This is a genomic window from Achromobacter sp. GbtcB20, from assembly GCF_019091095.1.
GTDB lineage: Bacteria > Pseudomonadota > Gammaproteobacteria > Burkholderiales > Burkholderiaceae_B > Achromobacter > Achromobacter mucicolens.
In genome coordinates this window covers 93,190-108,833 of sequence record NZ_JAGXJZ010000012.1, presented here as the reverse complement: position 1 = coordinate 108,833, position 15,644 = coordinate 93,190, and the positions used below count along the sequence as shown (strand labels likewise).

The following is a 15,644-nucleotide window of genomic DNA, read 5'->3' as shown; positions in this document are numbered from 1 at the left end:
GAAGACCGGTTAGTCGATCTTCACGTTGGCTTCTTTGGCGATGCGCTTGTTCTTGGCGATTTCAGCCGAGATCTGCGCGCCGAATTCGGCCGAGGTGTTGGCCGCGGGCGAAGCGCCCAGGGCAGCGAGGCGGCTCTTGACGTCCTCTTCGGCGCTGACCTTCTGGACAGCGGCGTTCAGCTTGGCCAGCACGGGGGCGGGCAGCTTGGCCGGGGCGACCAGGCCGAACCACGACGCGTCGTTCACGGCGGGCAGGCCGGCTTCGGCGAACGTGGGCACGTCAGGCAGCGCGGCAACGCGCTGCGGGGCGGCGACAGCCATGGCGATCAGGCGGCCGGACTGCACGTGCGGCAGGGTGGAGGGCAGGTTGTCGTACATGACGTCGACCTGGCCGGCCAGCGCGTCGTTCAGCGCGGGGCCAACGCCACGGTACGGCACGTGCATCAGGTCGGTGCCCGACGCCATCTTGAACAGTTCGCCCATCATGTGCGAGACCGAACCGTTGCCGGCCGACGCGTACGTCAGCTTGCCCGGCTGGCTCTTGGCCAGCGTGATGAACTCGGCGATGTTCTTGGCCTGGACCTTCGGGTTGATGGTCATGATGTTCGGCACGGCGGCCAGGTTCGAGACGGGCGTGAAGTCCTTCTCGCCATCGAACGGCAGGTTCGGGTAGATGGCCGGGTTGATGCCGTGCGTGCTGACGGTGGCAATGCCCAGGACATAGCCGTCCGGCGCGCTGCTGGCGACGAACGCGCTGCCGATCGAGCCGCCGGCGCCGCCGCGGTTTTCCACGACGACGGTCTGGCCCAGTTCCTTGCCGAGCTTGTCGGCGAACAGGCGGCCGACGATGTCGGTGGTGCCGCCGGGCGGGAAGGGAACGATCAGGCGGATGGGCTTGCTGGGGTACGCGTCTTCAGCGTGCGCGATACCCGAGGTCAGCGGCGTGGCCAGGGTCGCGGCAGCGACACACAGGCCCAGAACTACATTACGGCGTTGCATGAATTCCCCTACTAATGAATGGAAAGCAGCTGCATGAAAGCAGTCGCAAACCCGACGATTCTTTCCTGGCGGGCGGGTTTGCGCAAACGAAAGATTCTCCGTAAGCTATGACTTTTTTTCATACCTCTTACTCGGCAGGGCTTCGCCGCGGTTACTTTTACGTAACATTCGCCGTGCATCCTGTGTCGCCGTCACGCCCGCGAGGGCAAGGGAGCCCCACGACGGGTGGGGGCTGCAAATGAGGCGTTTCTGTCCCTCTTTAACCGATCTTCAGGCCTTTGAAGTCGCCGCCAGGCACAGCAGTTTCACGCGCGCTGCGCAGGAATTGTGCGTGACGCAGGGCGCGGTGAGTAAACAGGTGAAACATCTGGAGGAGTTCGTTGGCGTCGAACTATTCCTGCGAATCAGGCAAGGCCTGGTGTTGACCGAAGCGGGCCGCAGTTACCTGGCCAAGATCCAGGCCGGTCTCGGCCAGATCGAAGCGGCCACCGTCGAACTGATTGCGCATCAGGGGCGGGGCGGCACGCTGAACCTGACCTGCATGCCCACGTTCGGCGCGCGCTGGCTGATTCCGCGCCTGACCGCCTTCATGCGCTTGCGTCCCGATATCCACGTCGAATTCCTGCCGCACCGCCAGGGCTACGACTTCTCCACGCCGGAGCTGGACGCCGCCGTGCGCTTCGGCGAGGGCCTGTGGCCCGGCAGCGGGGCCGATTACATCGTCGGCCGCGAGATTCTTCCCGTCTGCAGTCCCCGCCTGATCCCGGGCGGGTGCACGTCGCCCGAAGCGCTCCTGGCCTATCCGCTGCTGCACCATACGTCGGCCCTGGAGGGCTGGCGCGACTGGTTCGAGCAGGCCGGTTGCGACACGCGCCGCAGCCTGGAAGGCGCGCGTTTCGACCAATACGCGTTGCTGTCGCAGGCAGCCGCCGCGGGCTTTGGCGTGGCGCTGATCCCGCGCTGCCTGATCGAGGACGAACTGCGCGACGGCAAGCTGGCTATCGCCATCCAGCTGCCGATCCGGGCGCGCATGGGCTACTACCTGTGCTATCCCGAGCAAAAGGCCAATCTGCCCACCTTGCAGGCCTTCCGGGCCTGGCTGATGGAAGTGTCCCGCGCCGCCGAGCCCCAGCCGCGGGAAGACGCCGTGTCCGATCTAAAATAGCCGCATCATGAGTCAAACATCCACCAAGAAAGGCCGCGTTGTCGTCGGCATGTCCGGCGGGGTCGATTCTTCGGTCACCGCGTGGCTACTCAAGCAGCAAGGCTACGAGGTCGTCGGCCTGTTCATGAAGAACTGGGAAGACGACGACGATTCCGAATACTGCTCCACCCGCCAGGATCTGCTGGACGCCGCCAGCGTGGCCGATCTGGTCGGCGTGGAATTCGAATTCGTCAACTTCGCCGCCGAATACAAGGACCGCGTGTTCGCGGAGTTCCTGCGCGAGTACTCCGCGGGCCGCACGCCCAATCCCGACGTGCTGTGCAATGCCGAAATCAAGTTCAAGGCATTCCTGGACCACGCCATGGCGCTGGGCGCCGAGCACATCGCGACCGGCCACTATGCGCGCGTGCGCGAAGTGCCAGCCGAGGGCGGCGGCACGCAGTTCCAGCTGCTCAAGGCGCTGGACGCTTCCAAGGACCAAAGCTACTTCCTGCATCGGCTGAACCAGGCGCAGTTGTCGCGCACGCTGTTTCCGCTGGGCGAGATTCACAAGACCGAAGTGCGCCGCATCGCGCACGAGATCGGCCTGCACAATGCCGCCAAAAAGGATTCCACCGGCATCTGCTTCATCGGCGAGCGCCCGTTCCGGGAATTTTTGAACCGCTACCTGCCGACTGAGCCGGGCCCCATCCTGACGCCCGAAGGGCAGAAAGTGGGCCGCCACGAAGGCTTGTCGTTTTACACGCTGGGCCAGCGCAAGGGGCTGGGCGTGGGCGGCGTGAAGGGCCGGCAACGGGAGGACGGCACGGCCGAGGCCTGGTACGTGGCCCGCAAGGACCTGGAGCGCAACGTGCTGTACGTCGTGCAGGGGCACGACCATCCGTGGCTGCTGTCCGGCAACTTGAAGGCGCAGGACGCGAGCTGGGTGGCGGGCCGCCCGCCGGCCGCCGGCGTCTACGGCGCCAAGACGCGTTACCGGCAGGCCGATGCGGCGTGCCGCCTGGCCGACGCGGCGCAAGAGATTTTTTCACTGGAATTTACCGACCCCCAGTGGGCGGTGACGCCCGGCCAGTCGGCCGTGCTATACGATGGCGAGGTTTGCCTGGGCGGCGGGATCATTCTTTAGGAATGCCCTGCCGCACGTAACCAAGGCCCCCGGGTGCAATATCCGTGGGGCCTTGTTCATGACAATAAAAGCGAGGAGAGGGTTGTGGATGTGACGATGGTGATCTGCCTGTTGGTCCTGGGCGGCGTGGTGGGCTTTGCGGCGGGCCTGCTTGGCATTGGCGGCGGGATGCTGCTGGTGCCGTTCCTGACGATGCTGTTCACCTGGCAGAAAATGCCGGCTGATCTGGTCGTGCATGCGGCGATCGCCACGTCCATGACGTCGATCCTCTTTACGTCCATCTCCAGCGTCCGGGCCCACCAGCAGCGAGGCACCATCAAGTGGCGCATCGTCGCCGCGATGGCGCCGGGCATCATCGTCGGCGGGCTGCTTTCCGGCGGCGCGGTGTTTGCGGCGCTGAGCACGTTGTGGCTGTCGCTGTTCTTCGCCCTGTTCGTGGGGTATTCCGGCTGGAGCATGTTGCGCAACAAGAAGCCCAAGCCCACGCGGCAGATGCCGGGCGTTGTCGGCACCAGCGCGGCCGGCGCGGGCATCGGCTTTCTGTCGGGCCTGGTCGGCGCCGGGGGCGGGTTCCTGTCGGTCCCGTTCATGGTCTGGTGCAACGTGGCCCTGCACAACGCGGTGTCGACGTCGGCGGCGCTGGGCTTTCCGATTGCGCTGGCCAACAGCGTGGGCTATGTCGTCTCGGGCCTGAACGAGGCCCAGACCTATCCGGGGATGCTCGGCTTCATCTATTGGCCGGCGCTGCTGGCGCTGGTCTGCACCAGTGTCCTGACCGCGCCGTTGGGGGCGCGCATGGCGCATCGCCTGCCGGTTCAGACGCTCAAGCGCGTGTTCGCCGCACTGCTGTTTGCGCTGGCGGCCTACATGCTGTTCAAGGCCTGGCAGACCTGGACGGTTTGATCGCGTAAATGAAAACCGGCCGCGGAAAGCGGCCGGTAAAAGCGAGCGCCCGGCCATGCCGGGCGTTTTTGTTGAGGCGTCAGGCCGTCTTGGGCACCGTGTCGATGAACGACTGGCGTTGAGACAGCTTGTCGTACAGGCGGGCCAGGTTGGGCTGGCCAGTGCGCCAGTCCAGCGAGGGGAAGCGTAGGTCCAGATACCCCAGGGCACAGCCCACGGCGATGTCCGCAAGGCTGTAGTTGATGCCCATGCAATGCGCGTTGTCGCCCAGGCTTTTGTTCATGGCGTCCAGGCTGGCGTGGATCTTGCCGTACTGGCGCTCGATCCATTCGGGGCTGCGCTGGGCTTCGGGGCGCTGGTTTTCCTTGACGATGGTCACGCACGCGTCCAGGAGGCCATCGGCGATGGCTTCCCAGCACTTGACGGCTGCGCGGTCGCGTCCGGGCTGCGGAATCAGCCGGGCGACAGGAGACAGGGTGTCCAGGTATTCGACGATGACGCGCGAGTCGAACAGGGCGCCGCCATCTTCCATGACCAGGCAAGGAACTTTGCCCAGCGGGTTGTACGTTTGGATCTGCGTGTCGGCGGACCAGACGTTTTCGAGTTCAAGCCGGTAGTCCAGCTTTTTCTCGGCCATGACGATACGCACTTTGCGCACGTAGGGACTGGTAAGCGAGCCGATCAGTTTCATGGAGTCACAAGCGGAGTCGGAAAGCGGCCGAAGTATAGCAGGCTGTATGACGGCCGGAATTGTCCGCAGGGCGGAATCTTCGTCAGTTTGCCACAATGTCGGGCCGCCCCGGATGATAAAATCGCCGGGTTTTCCCATCCGTCGTTTTTTCTCTACCAGACCATGCAAATCGCCGATCAGCTGAGCCAACTTAATGCCCTTTCGCCACTGGATGGCCGCTACGCTTCCCGGGGCGACGCGCTGCGCGGTCTGCTGTCCGAAGCCGGTTTCATGGCGCACCGCGTCGAAGTCGAGGTCGCCTGGCTGATCGCGCTGTCGGACGCCGGCCTGCCCGAGCTGCCGGCCTTCTCCGAGGGCGCCCGCGCGCGTCTGGCTCAGCTGGTCGCCAATTTCTCAGAGGCCGACGCCGGCCGCATCAAGGAGATCGAGCGCGTCACCAACCACGACGTGAAGGCCGTTGAATACTGGCTGAAGGAAAAGGTCGCCGATGACGCCGAACTGGCCCGCGCGGCCGAGTTCATCCACTTCGCGTGCACGTCCGAAGACATCAACAACACCTCGCACGCGCTGATGCTGTCGCGCGCCCGCGACCAGGTCGTGGTGCCGCGCCTGCGCGAAGTGGCCGCCAAGCTGAATGAAATGGCCATCGCCAACGCCGACCAGCCGCTGCTGTCGCGCACGCATGGCCAGCCGGCCAGCCCGACCACGCTGGGCAAGGAATTCGCCAACGTGGCCGCGCGCCTGAACCGCGCCATCGCCGCCGTCGAGGCCGTCGAGCCCCTGGCCAAGCTGAACGGCGCCACCGGCAACTACAACGCCCACCTGTCCGCCTATCCGGAAATCAACTGGCCCGAATTCAGCAAGCGCGTGCTGTCCGGGCTGGGCCTGACCCAGAACCGCCACACCATCCAGATCGAGCCGCATGACTGGATGTCCGCGCTGTTCGATGCGATCACCCGCGCCAACATCATCATCCTGGACCTGGATCGCGACATCTGGGGTTATGTGGCGCTGGGCTACTTCAAGCAGCGCCTGAAGGAAGGCGAGGTCGGTTCGTCGACCATGCCGCACAAGGTCAACCCGATCGACTTCGAAAACTCCGAAGGCAACCTGGGTCTGGCCAACGCCGTACTGCGCCATCTGGCCGACAAGCTGCCCATTTCCCGTTGGCAGCGCGACCTGACCGATTCCACCGTCCTGCGCAACCTGGGCGTGGGCCTGGGCTACTGCCTGGTGGCATGGGATGCCTGCATGCGCGGCCTGGGCAAGCTGGAAGTCAACACGGCCGCCATCGACGCCGATATCGACGCGTGCTGGGAAGTGCTGGCCGAACCGGTGCAGACCGTCATGCGCCGCTACGGTCTGCCGCAGCCCTACGAACAGCTCAAGGCCTTGACGCGCGGCAAGGGCATTACCGAAGAGGCCCTGCGAGAATTCATCCAGGGCCTGGCGCTGCCTGAAGAGCCCAAGGCCCGCCTGCTGGCGATGACCCCGCGCTCCTACATCGGCCTGGCGGCCGAGCTGGCCCGGGCGGTATAGTCGCCGTGCCGCGCGCGTCATGCGCGCGGCTTTCACGTTGTACCTACGGGAGATCGCAATGAAGAAGTTGTCCACGCTCGCAGCGCTGGCCTGTATGACGGTGGGTCCGCTGCTGGCGACGTCCGCCTCCGCGCAATTCGCCAAGCCCGAAGATGCGGTCAAGTACCGCCAGTCGGCGCTCTCGCTGATCGGCTCGCACTTTGGCCGCATGGCGCCGGTGGTCAAGGGCCAGGCGCCCTACGACGCCGCGCAGATCAAGGCCAACGTCGATGTGCTGAAGACGCTGTCGGCATTGCCTTGGGCGGGTTTCGGTCCGGGTACGGAAGGCGGCGACGCCCGTCCGGAAATCTGGAGCGATGCCGCGGGCTTCAAGCAGAAGCAGCAGGCGTTTCAGGACAACATCGTGAAGCTGTCGGCGGCTGCCGACGCAGGCGATCTGGACAAGCTGCGCGCGGCTTTCGGCGACGTGGGCGCCAGCTGCAAGGCCTGCCACGACGCGTACCGCAAGAAGAAGTAAGGTGCCGGGCCGGCCGTGCCGGTCCGCCGCCCACCAAGCAAAAAGCCCCGTCAAGGGGCTTTTTTCATGGGTGCGCGATCAGGAGAAGGACATGTCGGACACGATCTCGAGCGATCGTATCCACAGCACCAGTCCCGTCACGCAGGCGCCCAGCACCAGGGCGCGCAGCCAGACCGCCAGCCCATCCTGCGCGGGCGGCGTGCCGGCCGGGACATCCTTGGCGTCGACGTTGCCGGTGATGATGGCGCGCACCAGACGCTTGCGGCGCACGACCGCATACCAGATGACGGCCAGCAGGTGCAACGCGACCAGGCCGATGATGACCCACTCGTTGAGCTTGTGCCAGGACGTCATCGCGCTGGCGGTGGCTTCCGAGACATACCCGAACAAGGGGCCCTGCGTCATGATGTCGTCGGTGGTGAACAGGCCGCTGACTGCCTGAAAGCCCACGACCAGCAGCAAGGCCATGACCGACAGCGCGCCCAGCGGATTGTGGCCGGCGGGCGCGGCGGCGCCCTTCAGGTAGCGGACCACGGCGCCCGGGCCGCGCACGAAATGCGCGAAGCGGGCATAGCGCGGTCCGGCAAAGCCCCAGATCAGGCGAAACAGGATCAGACCCAGCGCCGTACAGCCGAAACGCACGTGCCAGTCCATGTACAGGCCGCCCATCTTGACGCTGACGAACGCGCCGACGATGCAGACGACGAGGGCCCAGTGAAAGAGTCGGGTGGGGAGGTCCCAGATACGGACCGCGAGACGATTGTTCTGCATGTTGAGATCGGCGGACGGGAGTTGCCCGGACTTTATCACGCACAAAGCAAACCGCCGCACTGGTCAGGCGGCGGTTTTGAGGCAGATCAGCGAGCGTTGCGGCGCACCGGTTCGATGCGATGCACGTGCTCGTGGCGGAACCGGATGCGTTGGCCCGGCGCCTTCTGTACGGCCGATCCGCAGGGCACGACTTCAGTGGTGTAGGTCGTCGTGCCGTTGATCGGCGCATTGAAGATGACCGTGGCGCGAATCTCGGGGCTGTCGGCCGGTTGCAGATAGACGATGTCGCCGATGTGGATAGGCATGTCGTCAAGCTGCGTGTGGGCCGGGCGTCGGATCAGGTCGGTGGTGGTGAAACGAGTGTTCATGTTGTGTTCTCTTTAGGTTCTAGTTATAGGAAAGCTGCGTCTTGCCATGGTGAACGCACCGGGCGGGAAAATTGCCGCCATGAGTGTGCGTGATGCGCTGCGTCCGCCGGATGTGATTGGACACGCGCTACATGACACTAACGCATTGCTGCTGCCGTCCTTTTGCGCATTCTCATGTTTTTTGCGCGCCGGGTCCGGCGAAGTGATGCCTTCGTCCAGTCTTGGAGGGCATCGATTCGGGCTGCGCGGCGAAAGACGAGATTGCCGGCGCATTGGCGTACGCCCGCGGGGTAGCGGGTGAAGCCATCATTTGGGTTGGGTTTGCTTCATGCCGGTCCGGACTGGCGGACGGGTGAAGGCGTTCCCGATGCGGCGCTGGGGTTGCGTTTTTTGCGTTGTACTTCGCTAGGACGCCAGCGCTGTCGGGCGGATCTTGGCAGGGGGTGGCCACAGGCGTTTAGCTTGGCCGGGCTGACCCTCAAAGGTCTGCTCTTTCAGATCCAACCGACGATATTATCGACATTTGAGCGATTATGCAAGCATTTTCTAAAAAGAGGGCGCGGGACGTGCGCCCTTGCCGATTAGTGCGTTGCGGGACGGGCCTGTCGCTGGGCCTCGATGATCAGGCCTTCCAGGCGTGGCGACATGCGCAGCGCCACCTGGGCGCCGGTCGTGCCATCGGGCTGCTGCTGGGTTTCCAGGGCGAGTTCGATACGTTCGTCGTCAAAGGCCTCCGGGGCCGCCTGGATTTCCACATAGCGCTCGAGCAAGGCATTGACCGCCTTTTGCGCATCCGCCAGCGCTTCCTCCGACAACTTGCCGTGGCCCAGGTATTGATTGACCACGCGCGCCAGGTCATTCATGAAATGAAGCAGGGCGTTTGCGCCGCGGCAGTCCGGCAGGGTGAAGCCCCAGGGCAGGGGGGAAGCGTTCTGAGTCATGTCGTCAGCCAAGGCAATGAGAGGAGGCGGCAACGGGCCGCCGAATGTTCGATTCTAGAGGATGCGTAAAGGCTGCGACGCGGGCGCGCGGCGCGGCGCGCACTGTGTCAACTCGCTTCGATGGCAACAAATTCCGCCCCTTCTGGCCCCATTGGCGGCGCTACCGGATAATCTGCCGGAATGGCCCGCCCCGTGCGGCCGTAATCTGCGGAATCGGAGTGCTAACAGGATGCGCATGGTTTGGGTTCGCGCGTGGGTGACAGGTATGGCGGTCGTCTCGATGTTGCTGGCGGCGTGCGTCAACAAGGAACCGCAGGAGCGCGCCGCATTCATACAGTTGCTGCAGGGGCGGATGAACAACGTGACGCTCGTGCCGATCGGCATGCTGGGCAAGTCGGAAAAGGAAGCCATTGGCGGCTACGACGACGCGTACGAGGTCATGACGGATTTCCAGGAGGCCTTGGCCAAGGCCGCAGCGCCCCTGCGCGAGGTGCTGTCGGTGGAGACGATCCAGTCCGTTGAAGAGATCGTGGCGCGCCGTGGCAGCCTGGAGGCCGCACGCAAGACGCTGGCCGGCAGTGCCGCCCAGGTCCAGGCGGCACGCGGCAAGGCAGACAAGGCGCGCGCGGATCTTGCCTTGCCCGCCGACCTGGCGCCCGTTTATGACGGCGTCTATGACGAGGCGGTGACGGCGCCGGCTGGAGAATTGATCGACGCGGCATCCCGGATGGATGCGATTGCCCGCGATGCGCTGGCCATTGCGGACTTCGTGGCGGCCAATGCCGCGGACATCCAGTTCGAAGATGGGCAAACAAAGGTGGCCAAGCCGACCTTGCAACAGGAGCTGAACCAGCGGTTGCAAGCATTGAACGCGCAGTCGGGTGGGCTGGAAGCCGCGCGCGCAACGCTGCTGCAGGCTGCCAGCGCGGGCTCGGCCGCGCCCTAGCCATGCGCCAGCCCCGTCGCGATCCCAGCGGCGCCCGGCCGCGCTTTGTACAATGCGGCTCTTGCGGCGCATGCCGTGCCTTGGACTGACTATGAGCGATTCTTCAGGCGTGCATTACAGGACCTTCGTGCTCCTGCTCGTGGTGGTCACCATCGCGTTCGGCTGGCTGTTGTGGCCGTTCTATGGCGCCGTCTTCTGGGGCACCATTCTTGCCATCCTTTTTGCGCCGTTGCAGCGCCGTCTGGTGGCGCGCATTGGCGGGCGGCGCAATCTGGCCGCGCTCATCTCGCTGCTGCTCGTGCTGCTGCTGGTGATTCTTCCGCTGGTCGTGATCAGCGGGTCGCTCGTGAACGAAGGGGCGAATTTCTACCAAAGCATCAAGTCCGGGCAAATCAACTTTGGCGCGTACTTCCAGCAGGCGATGGACGCACTGCCGCCGTCCGTGCACGCATTGCTGGCGCGCTTTGACCTGGCCGATATCGCAAGCCTGCAGGACAAGCTGACGGCCGGTGCAATGCAGGCCAGCCAGTTCCTGGCCACCCAGGCCTTGAACATCGGGCAGGACACGTTCCAGTTCGTGGTCAGCTTCGGCATCATGCTGTATCTGCTGTTCTTCCTGCTGCGCGACGGTCCGCTGCTGTCGGCGCGACTGCGCCGTGCCGTGCCGCTGAGCGACACGCACAAGCAGCACCTGTTCCGCAAGTTCACGACCGTGGTGCGCGCCACCGTCAAGGGTAACGTCGCGGTCGCGGCGGCGCAAGGCGCGCTGGGCGGCATCATCTTTTCCATCCTCTCGATCCAGGGTGCGCTGCTGTGGGGCGTCATCATGGCCTTCCTGTCGCTGCTGCCCGCGATCGGGGCCGGGCTGATCTGGGCGCCGGTGGCCGTGTACTTCCTGCTGACGGGGGCCGTGGTCAAGGGCGCGGTGCTCATTGCGTTCGGCGTGCTGGTCATCGGCATGGTCGACAACGTGCTGCGGCCCATTCTGGTGGGCAAGGACACGAAGATGCCGGACTACGTGATCCTGATCTCCACGTTGGGCGGCATGGCGCTGTTCGGGCTGAACGGATTCGTGATCGGTCCGCTCATCGCGGCGTTGTTCATGGCAAGCTGGGATCTGTTTTCGCCCGCGGCAGGCGACCCGGGGGGTGTGCACGCCGTGAGCGCGCCGCTGCCGGGCAACCCCGTGGCCGGTTCGCCGCCGGCGTCCGGGGGCGCCGGCGCGCGTGCGCAGGCAGCGCTTGCCAGGGATCGCCAGTCCCGCGACGAATGATCTCGCCGGGCGCCCGCGTGCGCCCGGCCGGGTGTAAGGTGTAGCAGCGCCGGCCGAACCGCGGCCGGCCTTTCGTGTCAACTTCGCCAAACAGGAGCGCGCCGGATATGGAATGGAAACTGCATCGGTCGGGCTGGATCGAGGAACGCAACTTCGACATTGAGTTCGCCGAAACGCCCGAGGGATACCACACGCGCGTGCGCGTCTTCGGCTTTCCGGTTCTTGAAGACACCAAGCACGTGTTCCCCAACGAAGCGCTGGCTGAAAAAGGCGCGCTGACGCTGCTCAAGAGCCAGTTTTCAGGCACGCCCGACCTGGAAGAGAGATAGCAGGGCGATGGGCAGACCGAGGGGCAGGCCGCGCCATGGCTGACGGCGAAACGGTTGCTGGCGTGCGCCGCCGCCGGGCGCGCCGCTATTCCATGCGGACGGGTCTGCTTGCCCTCGTCTTTGCCTGTATTACCCCGGCGCTCATCGTGGCGACGGTCGCCGTCTACGAAAGCTACGTCATCCAGAAAGAGCGGATCTTCCGCGACACCATCTTCCTGGCGCGCAATCTCACGGCGATCCTGGATCGCGAGCTCACCGGCGTCGAAGCCGGTCTGCAGATGCTGGCGTCCTCGCCGGATCTGGTCCAGGGCGATCTCGCCGGTTTCCATCGGCGCGCGCGCGAGTCCGTGCGCTTTCAGATCGCCGACACTTACGTGCTGACGAACAAGGAAGGCCGGCAGATCATCAACACGCAGGTGCCCTACGGCTCGGCCTTGCCAACCGGCAGGGCGCCCGATGAACTGGGTCGCGTCTTCCTGACGCGCATGCCGGTGCTGACAAGCCTGTTCACCGGCGGTCTGACCAAGGACCTCACCATCGCGCTCGGTGTGCCGGTCGTGCGGGACGGAGAGGTGGTGTACAGCCTGAACGTGGGACTGTCGCCCGAGCGCATCGGCAACGTCCTGGGCCGCCGCGCCCTGCCCGAGGGCTGGGTGGCCGCCGTGCTGGACGGCTCGGGAACCATCATCGCCCGCACCCGCGACACCTCCAAATTTGTGGGGCAGAAGGCGGTGCCGGCGCTGGCCCGCGCCGTGCAGCAGGAAGGCGAAGGCTCGTTGGAGACGATCACCAAGGAAGGCACGCCCGTCTACACCGCGTTCAGCCGGTCGACGCTGTCGGGCTGGACAGTCGCCGCCGGCGCGCCCATGCAATTGCTGACCACGGACCTGTACCGATCCATTGCGTGGATTGGTCTGGGCACGTTGTTCGCGTTCGGTTTGGGGTTGTGGCTGGCGCTCAGGCTTGCAAGCCGGCTCACGTCGGCCGTTCAGGGGCTGGTCGCGCCGGCGCTCGCGCTGGGCGAAGGCCGGACCGTGGAACTGCCCGCCACGCGCATCAAGGAAGCCCAGGAGGTGGGCGCCGCCATGCTGCAGGCGTCGCGCAAGCTGGCGCGCGCCCAGCACCTGGCGCACTACGATCCGCTCACCGGCCTGTGCAACCGGGTGCTGTTCGGCGAACTCGTGCTGCGTGAACTGGCGGTCGCCCAGCGCAGCGGCGATTCGTTCTCGATCCTGGCGATCGACCTGGACGGCTTCAAGGCGGTCAACGACATGCACGGGCACGCGGCCGGCGACACGGTCCTGAAAGAGGCGGCCGATCGCATGGCCAGCGCCATCCGGGTCTCGGACGTGGCGGCAAGGCTGGGCGGCGACGAATTCGCGGTGCTGCTGCTGGGCGCCAACCAGGAGAACGCGCGGCTGGTGGCCGAAGCCCTGGTCGAGAGCCTGTCCTTACCGTACCCCAATGTGCGCGTCGCGGTGTCGGCAAGCATCGGCATCGCGGTGTATCCCCAATCGGGCGCCACCATGTTGCAGTTGCTCGAGCGGGCCGATGTGGCGTTGTACCGCGCCAAGGGCCTGGGCAAGCGCCGGGTGGCGCAGGACCAGTAGGTCCGCCGCCGGTCGCCATGCGCGTCACATATCCTGGCGCGGCGACAGTGCGGTCAGGACCTCGCCCGATTTCAAGCGATAGCGCCTGTTGTCCAGCGCGACGACAGGGTCGCCTTCGGAGGTTCTGAGTATGTAGCGCGATGCGGCAAGCGGCATGGGGCTGGCGCCCGCGTCGTCCGCCCGCAAGAACACTTCAATGCGGTAAAGGCGCCCCGAATCCGTGCTTGCCAGCACGTCGCTCATCCTGCGTGTAGAAATGGCCATGCCGCTATTTCTCCGTTGGGTTTTCGCTAAACTTGCCGCCTTGGCGCCGGTCCGGTCTGATTGCCGGGCATGCGCGGCGCGCAATCGGAAACGGTAATGCAATTGAATCCTGGCCGGAACGCGGCCACTACCCTGGGTCTGCTGGCTATCCTGCTGTGGGGCACGGTCGTCGGCCTGATCCGGGGCGTCAGTGAAAACTTCGGCCCCATTGGCGGCGCCGCGCTGATCTATACGGGAGGGTCCATCTTCCTGGTGCTGTTGCTGGGATTGCCCAAGCTGCGCACGTTTCCCCGGTCGTATCTCATCGTGGGCAGCCTGCTGTTCGTCGCCTATGAGATATGCCTGTCGCTGTCGCTGGGATTCGCGGCCGATCGTGCGCAAGCCATCGAGCTGGGCATCGTCAATTACCTGTGGCCATGCCTGACGGTGGTGTTCGCCATGCTCATCAATGGGCAGCGGGCGAGCTGGTGGGTGGCGCCGGGCATCTTGTTGTCGGTTTGCGGCATCGTCTGGGTCGTGGGCGGAACGGGCGGGCTGTCAATTGAACGCACCGCCGCGAATGTGTCGAGCAATCCTCTGAGTTATGGACTGGCCTTCAGCGGCGCCATCATCTGGGCCGTTTACTGCAACGTGACCAAGCGCTTTGCGGACGGCAAGAATGGCGTCGCGCTGTTTTTCATGCTCACGGCAGCGGTCTTGTGGATCAAGTACCTGTTCAGCGCGGAACCCGCATTGGTGTTTGCCGCGCCCGCCACGGTCGAGTTGTGCGTGGCCGCTGGCGCCATGGCAAGCGGCTATGCACTGTGGAACGTCGGAATACTGCGGGGCAACCTGACCCTGCTGGCTACCGCGTCGTACTTCACGCCGGTCTTCTCCACCTTCTTTGCCGCGCTGTGGCTATCCACGCCGCTCACCCTGTCGTTCTGGCAGGGCGTGGCAATGGTCACTGCCGGTTCATTGTTGTGCTGGGCAGCGACGCGCGGCAGACCGGCCCGCAACGGATAGTCCGGGCCGTGTCGTGAGAGGGGGAGATTTACTCGACGAGCATCGTCAGGGCGACTGCGAACCCCAAGGGAACCAGCAGCAACGAGGCAAAAGTGGAACTGACAATCGCCGCCGATATCTTCAGCAAGGGCTCGGGCCCTGCGCTTCGTATCGTTTGAACCACCAACGCGACGATACCCATAACCATCAAACAGCTCATGAAAACTGCTACGTAAGTCATGTTGTCTCCGTCCTCGCCTGATTTAGGGGATGCGGCGCCGCTGTGCGGTCTTGATGTTTGTGTCGATTGTGCGCCTGTATTGCGAGACTGCACCCTAGGGTTTTCCTTGCCGGCGGGCGGCTTTGTGGCGTATTTGCCGCGCAGTGTGCAGCATGAAAATCGTGTGCGGACGCAGCAATTTCCGACGGCGGAACAGGCTTCGGCAACCCGGCGCGATTGCGCTACGATGGCGTGATCAAAACACCGGAGAGGCCGCCAGATGCCGCAAAAACTACGCCCTGGCACGCGCGCCACCTTGCAGGTCCGCCAGCTTTCGCCCGGCGAGTTTGCGTGGATCATTACCTTGCTCGATCCCGAATCCGGCAATGTGCGCAGCACCAATTATTCGGACAGGCGATATCCCAGCCAGGATGAAGCGTCGACGGCCGGCAAGGCCGCCGTCCTTGCATTTCTCGCGGACGACACGTCCGAACGCGCGCCGGCCGCAAGCGGCGGCAAGCGCAAGGACTGACGCCGCGCGCCGTCCTTCCATGGCGCCCGGCCGCTGAGCGGTCTTGGGCACGCCATTTGCTGATGCTCATGCAAGGCGCATCTTGCGCTGCTTGAGGAGAGGCAATCATGTCCCAGATCCCGCATCGAGAGCCCGGTCAGCCGGACGATCTCACGCCTGACGATCCGGCGCTCCCGGGAAACCCGCCTGCGGACGATCCGCGTCCGGACCCGGGCCGTCCCACGGACAACCCCGACGTCATCGACCCCACGCCGCCCGCGCCGGATCCCCGCGCGCCCGGCACCATCGACCTGGCCTGATTGCGGCCAGCATTACTTCAATTCCGATCCCTTCATCGAAGCAAGGAGGTTTCCATGCGCTCAATCCTGTTGTGGCTGCTCGGCGTGCCCATTCCCATCATCATCCTGCTGGCTCTGTTCTGGCACTGAAGGCCGGTGCGTCATTTCCGCTTTGGCACCCGCGTGTG

General features: G+C 64.9%; 19 protein-coding genes. 12 read left to right on the top strand and 7 right to left on the bottom strand.

The window, feature by feature from the left end:
* Positions 1-9 precede the first annotated feature (9 nt).
* Positions 10-999, bottom strand: coding sequence for a tripartite tricarboxylate transporter substrate binding protein (locus tag KVT32_RS16940; RefSeq protein WP_056322627.1), 990 nt, complete (start codon positions 997-999; stop codon positions 10-12).
* 238 nt (positions 1,000-1,237) lie between these two features.
* On the opposite strand from KVT32_RS16940, the gene KVT32_RS16935 reads away from it, so the two are divergent.
* The 3 genes from KVT32_RS16935 to KVT32_RS16925 all read left to right on the top strand — a co-directional run bounded on the left by KVT32_RS16935 (position 1,238) and on the right by KVT32_RS16925 (position 4,193).
* A complete protein-coding gene (locus tag KVT32_RS16935) occupies positions 1,238-2,164 on the top strand; it encodes a LysR substrate-binding domain-containing protein (RefSeq protein ID WP_056322630.1) in 927 nt (308 codons plus the stop codon).
* Between the two features lie 7 nt (positions 2,165-2,171).
* Positions 2,172-3,290: a tRNA 2-thiouridine(34) synthase MnmA gene (mnmA, locus tag KVT32_RS16930; protein ID WP_217618551.1), complete on the top strand. Its 1,119-nt coding sequence runs from the start codon at positions 2,172-2,174 to the stop codon at positions 3,288-3,290.
* A gap of 84 nt (positions 3,291-3,374) precedes the next feature.
* On the top strand, positions 3,375-4,193 hold the full coding sequence (locus KVT32_RS16925; protein ID WP_056322636.1) for a sulfite exporter TauE/SafE family protein: 819 nt from the start codon (positions 3,375-3,377) through the stop codon (positions 4,191-4,193).
* A 79-nt stretch (positions 4,194-4,272) separates the two neighbouring features.
* Here the strand turns inward: KVT32_RS16925 and KVT32_RS16920 are convergent, their stop codons facing one another.
* Complete coding sequence (locus tag KVT32_RS16920; protein WP_056322638.1) at positions 4,273-4,884, bottom strand: glutathione S-transferase; 612 nt, start codon at positions 4,882-4,884, stop codon at positions 4,273-4,275.
* Between the two features lie 162 nt (positions 4,885-5,046).
* On the opposite strand from KVT32_RS16920, the gene purB reads away from it, so the two are divergent.
* Both purB and KVT32_RS16910 read left to right on the top strand, forming a co-directional pair.
* Positions 5,047-6,423, top strand: a complete 1,377-nt coding sequence (gene purB, locus KVT32_RS16915; RefSeq protein ID WP_062838459.1) for an adenylosuccinate lyase — start codon at positions 5,047-5,049, stop codon at positions 6,421-6,423.
* Between the two features lie 58 nt (positions 6,424-6,481).
* On the top strand, positions 6,482-6,940 hold the full coding sequence (locus KVT32_RS16910) for a cytochrome c (protein WP_056322645.1): 459 nt from the start codon (positions 6,482-6,484) through the stop codon (positions 6,938-6,940).
* A 78-nt stretch (positions 6,941-7,018) separates the two neighbouring features.
* On the opposite strand, the gene KVT32_RS16905 is transcribed toward KVT32_RS16910, so the two are convergent.
* The 3 genes from KVT32_RS16905 to KVT32_RS16895 all read right to left on the bottom strand — a co-directional run bounded on the left by KVT32_RS16905 (position 7,019) and on the right by KVT32_RS16895 (position 9,020).
* The gene (locus tag KVT32_RS16905) at positions 7,019-7,711 is read right to left on the bottom strand and encodes a cytochrome b/b6 domain-containing protein (RefSeq protein ID WP_056320020.1); all 693 of its coding nucleotides are present in this window, start codon (positions 7,709-7,711) and stop codon (positions 7,019-7,021) included.
* 86 nt (positions 7,712-7,797) lie between these two features.
* On the bottom strand, positions 7,798-8,079 hold the full coding sequence (locus KVT32_RS16900) for a hypothetical protein (RefSeq protein WP_217618550.1): 282 nt from the start codon (positions 8,077-8,079) through the stop codon (positions 7,798-7,800).
* Positions 8,080-8,660: 581 nt separating this feature from the next.
* Complete coding sequence (locus KVT32_RS16895) at positions 8,661-9,020, bottom strand: hypothetical protein (RefSeq protein ID WP_152383845.1); 360 nt, start codon at positions 9,018-9,020, stop codon at positions 8,661-8,663.
* A 235-nt stretch (positions 9,021-9,255) separates the two neighbouring features.
* Here KVT32_RS16895 and KVT32_RS16890 point away from each other — a divergent pair, with 235 nt between their 5' ends.
* The 4 genes from KVT32_RS16890 to KVT32_RS16875 all read left to right on the top strand — a co-directional run bounded on the left by KVT32_RS16890 (position 9,256) and on the right by KVT32_RS16875 (position 13,178).
* Positions 9,256-9,966 carry a DUF3053 family protein gene (locus tag KVT32_RS16890; RefSeq protein WP_142049890.1) on the top strand — a complete coding sequence of 237 codons (711 nt, stop codon included), beginning with the start codon at positions 9,256-9,258 and terminating at the stop codon, positions 9,964-9,966.
* Positions 9,967-10,057: 91 nt separating this feature from the next.
* Entirely contained in the window at positions 10,058-11,239 is a 1,182-nt protein-coding gene (locus tag KVT32_RS16885) for an AI-2E family transporter (RefSeq protein WP_254636908.1), read from the top strand.
* Between the two features lie 107 nt (positions 11,240-11,346).
* Positions 11,347-11,568, top strand: a complete 222-nt coding sequence (locus KVT32_RS16880; protein WP_152383847.1) for a hypothetical protein — start codon at positions 11,347-11,349, stop codon at positions 11,566-11,568.
* A 35-nt stretch (positions 11,569-11,603) separates the two neighbouring features.
* Positions 11,604-13,178: a sensor domain-containing diguanylate cyclase gene (locus KVT32_RS16875; protein WP_217618549.1), complete on the top strand. Its 1,575-nt coding sequence runs from the start codon at positions 11,604-11,606 to the stop codon at positions 13,176-13,178.
* A gap of 24 nt (positions 13,179-13,202) precedes the next feature.
* Here KVT32_RS16875 and KVT32_RS16870 read toward each other — a convergent pair whose 3' ends face one another.
* The gene (locus tag KVT32_RS16870) at positions 13,203-13,544 is read right to left on the bottom strand and encodes a hypothetical protein (RefSeq protein WP_254636907.1); all 342 of its coding nucleotides are present in this window, start codon (positions 13,542-13,544) and stop codon (positions 13,203-13,205) included.
* Between KVT32_RS16870 and yddG the strand changes: the two genes are divergently transcribed.
* Complete coding sequence (yddG, locus tag KVT32_RS16865; protein WP_142049887.1) at positions 13,539-14,447, top strand: aromatic amino acid DMT transporter YddG; 909 nt, start codon at positions 13,539-13,541, stop codon at positions 14,445-14,447. The two genes, KVT32_RS16870 and yddG, sit on opposite strands and share 6 nt — an antisense overlap.
* A 28-nt stretch (positions 14,448-14,475) precedes the next feature.
* Here the strand turns inward: yddG and KVT32_RS16860 are convergent, their stop codons facing one another.
* Positions 14,476-14,667 carry a hypothetical protein gene (locus tag KVT32_RS16860; RefSeq protein WP_062838453.1) on the bottom strand — a complete coding sequence of 64 codons (192 nt, stop codon included), beginning with the start codon at positions 14,665-14,667 and terminating at the stop codon, positions 14,476-14,478.
* A gap of 259 nt (positions 14,668-14,926) precedes the next feature.
* Here KVT32_RS16860 and KVT32_RS16855 point away from each other — a divergent pair, with 259 nt between their 5' ends.
* Both KVT32_RS16855 and KVT32_RS16850 read left to right on the top strand, forming a co-directional pair.
* Positions 14,927-15,178, top strand: a complete 252-nt coding sequence (locus KVT32_RS16855; protein ID WP_056320044.1) for a hypothetical protein — start codon at positions 14,927-14,929, stop codon at positions 15,176-15,178.
* Between the two features lie 107 nt (positions 15,179-15,285).
* Positions 15,286-15,477, top strand: a complete 192-nt coding sequence (locus tag KVT32_RS16850) for a hypothetical protein (protein ID WP_056320045.1) — start codon at positions 15,286-15,288, stop codon at positions 15,475-15,477.
* The last annotated feature ends 167 nt before the right edge of the window (positions 15,478-15,644 follow it).

Excerpts from the sequence above, each read along its gene's own strand:
- purB (WP_062838459.1), top strand. The coding sequence starts at position 5,047 with ATGCAAATCGCCGATCAGCTGAGCCAACTTAATGCCCTTTCGCCACTG.
- KVT32_RS16860 (WP_062838453.1), bottom strand. The coding sequence starts at position 14,667 with ATGACTTACGTAGCAGTTTTCATGAGCTGTTTGATGGTTATGGGTATC.
- KVT32_RS16885 (WP_254636908.1), top strand. The coding sequence starts at position 10,058 with ATGAGCGATTCTTCAGGCGTGCATTACAGGACCTTCGTGCTCCTGCTC.
- KVT32_RS16910 (WP_056322645.1), top strand. The coding sequence starts at position 6,482 with ATGAAGAAGTTGTCCACGCTCGCAGCGCTGGCCTGTATGACGGTGGGT.
- mnmA (WP_217618551.1), top strand. The coding sequence starts at position 2,172 with ATGAGTCAAACATCCACCAAGAAAGGCCGCGTTGTCGTCGGCATGTCC.
- KVT32_RS16880 (WP_152383847.1), top strand. The coding sequence starts at position 11,347 with ATGGAATGGAAACTGCATCGGTCGGGCTGGATCGAGGAACGCAACTTC.
- KVT32_RS16920 (WP_056322638.1), bottom strand. The coding sequence starts at position 4,884 with ATGAAACTGATCGGCTCGCTTACCAGTCCCTACGTGCGCAAAGTGCGT.
- KVT32_RS16890 (WP_142049890.1), top strand. The coding sequence starts at position 9,256 with ATGGTTTGGGTTCGCGCGTGGGTGACAGGTATGGCGGTCGTCTCGATG.
- KVT32_RS16895 (WP_152383845.1), bottom strand. The coding sequence starts at position 9,020 with ATGACTCAGAACGCTTCCCCCCTGCCCTGGGGCTTCACCCTGCCGGAC.
- KVT32_RS16940 (WP_056322627.1), bottom strand. The coding sequence starts at position 999 with ATGCAACGCCGTAATGTAGTTCTGGGCCTGTGTGTCGCTGCCGCGACC.
- KVT32_RS16935 (WP_056322630.1), top strand. The coding sequence starts at position 1,238 with ATGAGGCGTTTCTGTCCCTCTTTAACCGATCTTCAGGCCTTTGAAGTC.
- KVT32_RS16855 (WP_056320044.1), top strand. The coding sequence starts at position 14,927 with ATGCCGCAAAAACTACGCCCTGGCACGCGCGCCACCTTGCAGGTCCGC.
- yddG (WP_142049887.1), top strand. The coding sequence starts at position 13,539 with ATGCAATTGAATCCTGGCCGGAACGCGGCCACTACCCTGGGTCTGCTG.
- KVT32_RS16850 (WP_056320045.1), top strand. The coding sequence starts at position 15,286 with ATGTCCCAGATCCCGCATCGAGAGCCCGGTCAGCCGGACGATCTCACG.
- KVT32_RS16900 (WP_217618550.1), bottom strand. The coding sequence starts at position 8,079 with ATGAACACTCGTTTCACCACCACCGACCTGATCCGACGCCCGGCCCAC.
- KVT32_RS16905 (WP_056320020.1), bottom strand. The coding sequence starts at position 7,711 with ATGCAGAACAATCGTCTCGCGGTCCGTATCTGGGACCTCCCCACCCGA.
- KVT32_RS16875 (WP_217618549.1), top strand. The coding sequence starts at position 11,604 with ATGGCTGACGGCGAAACGGTTGCTGGCGTGCGCCGCCGCCGGGCGCGC.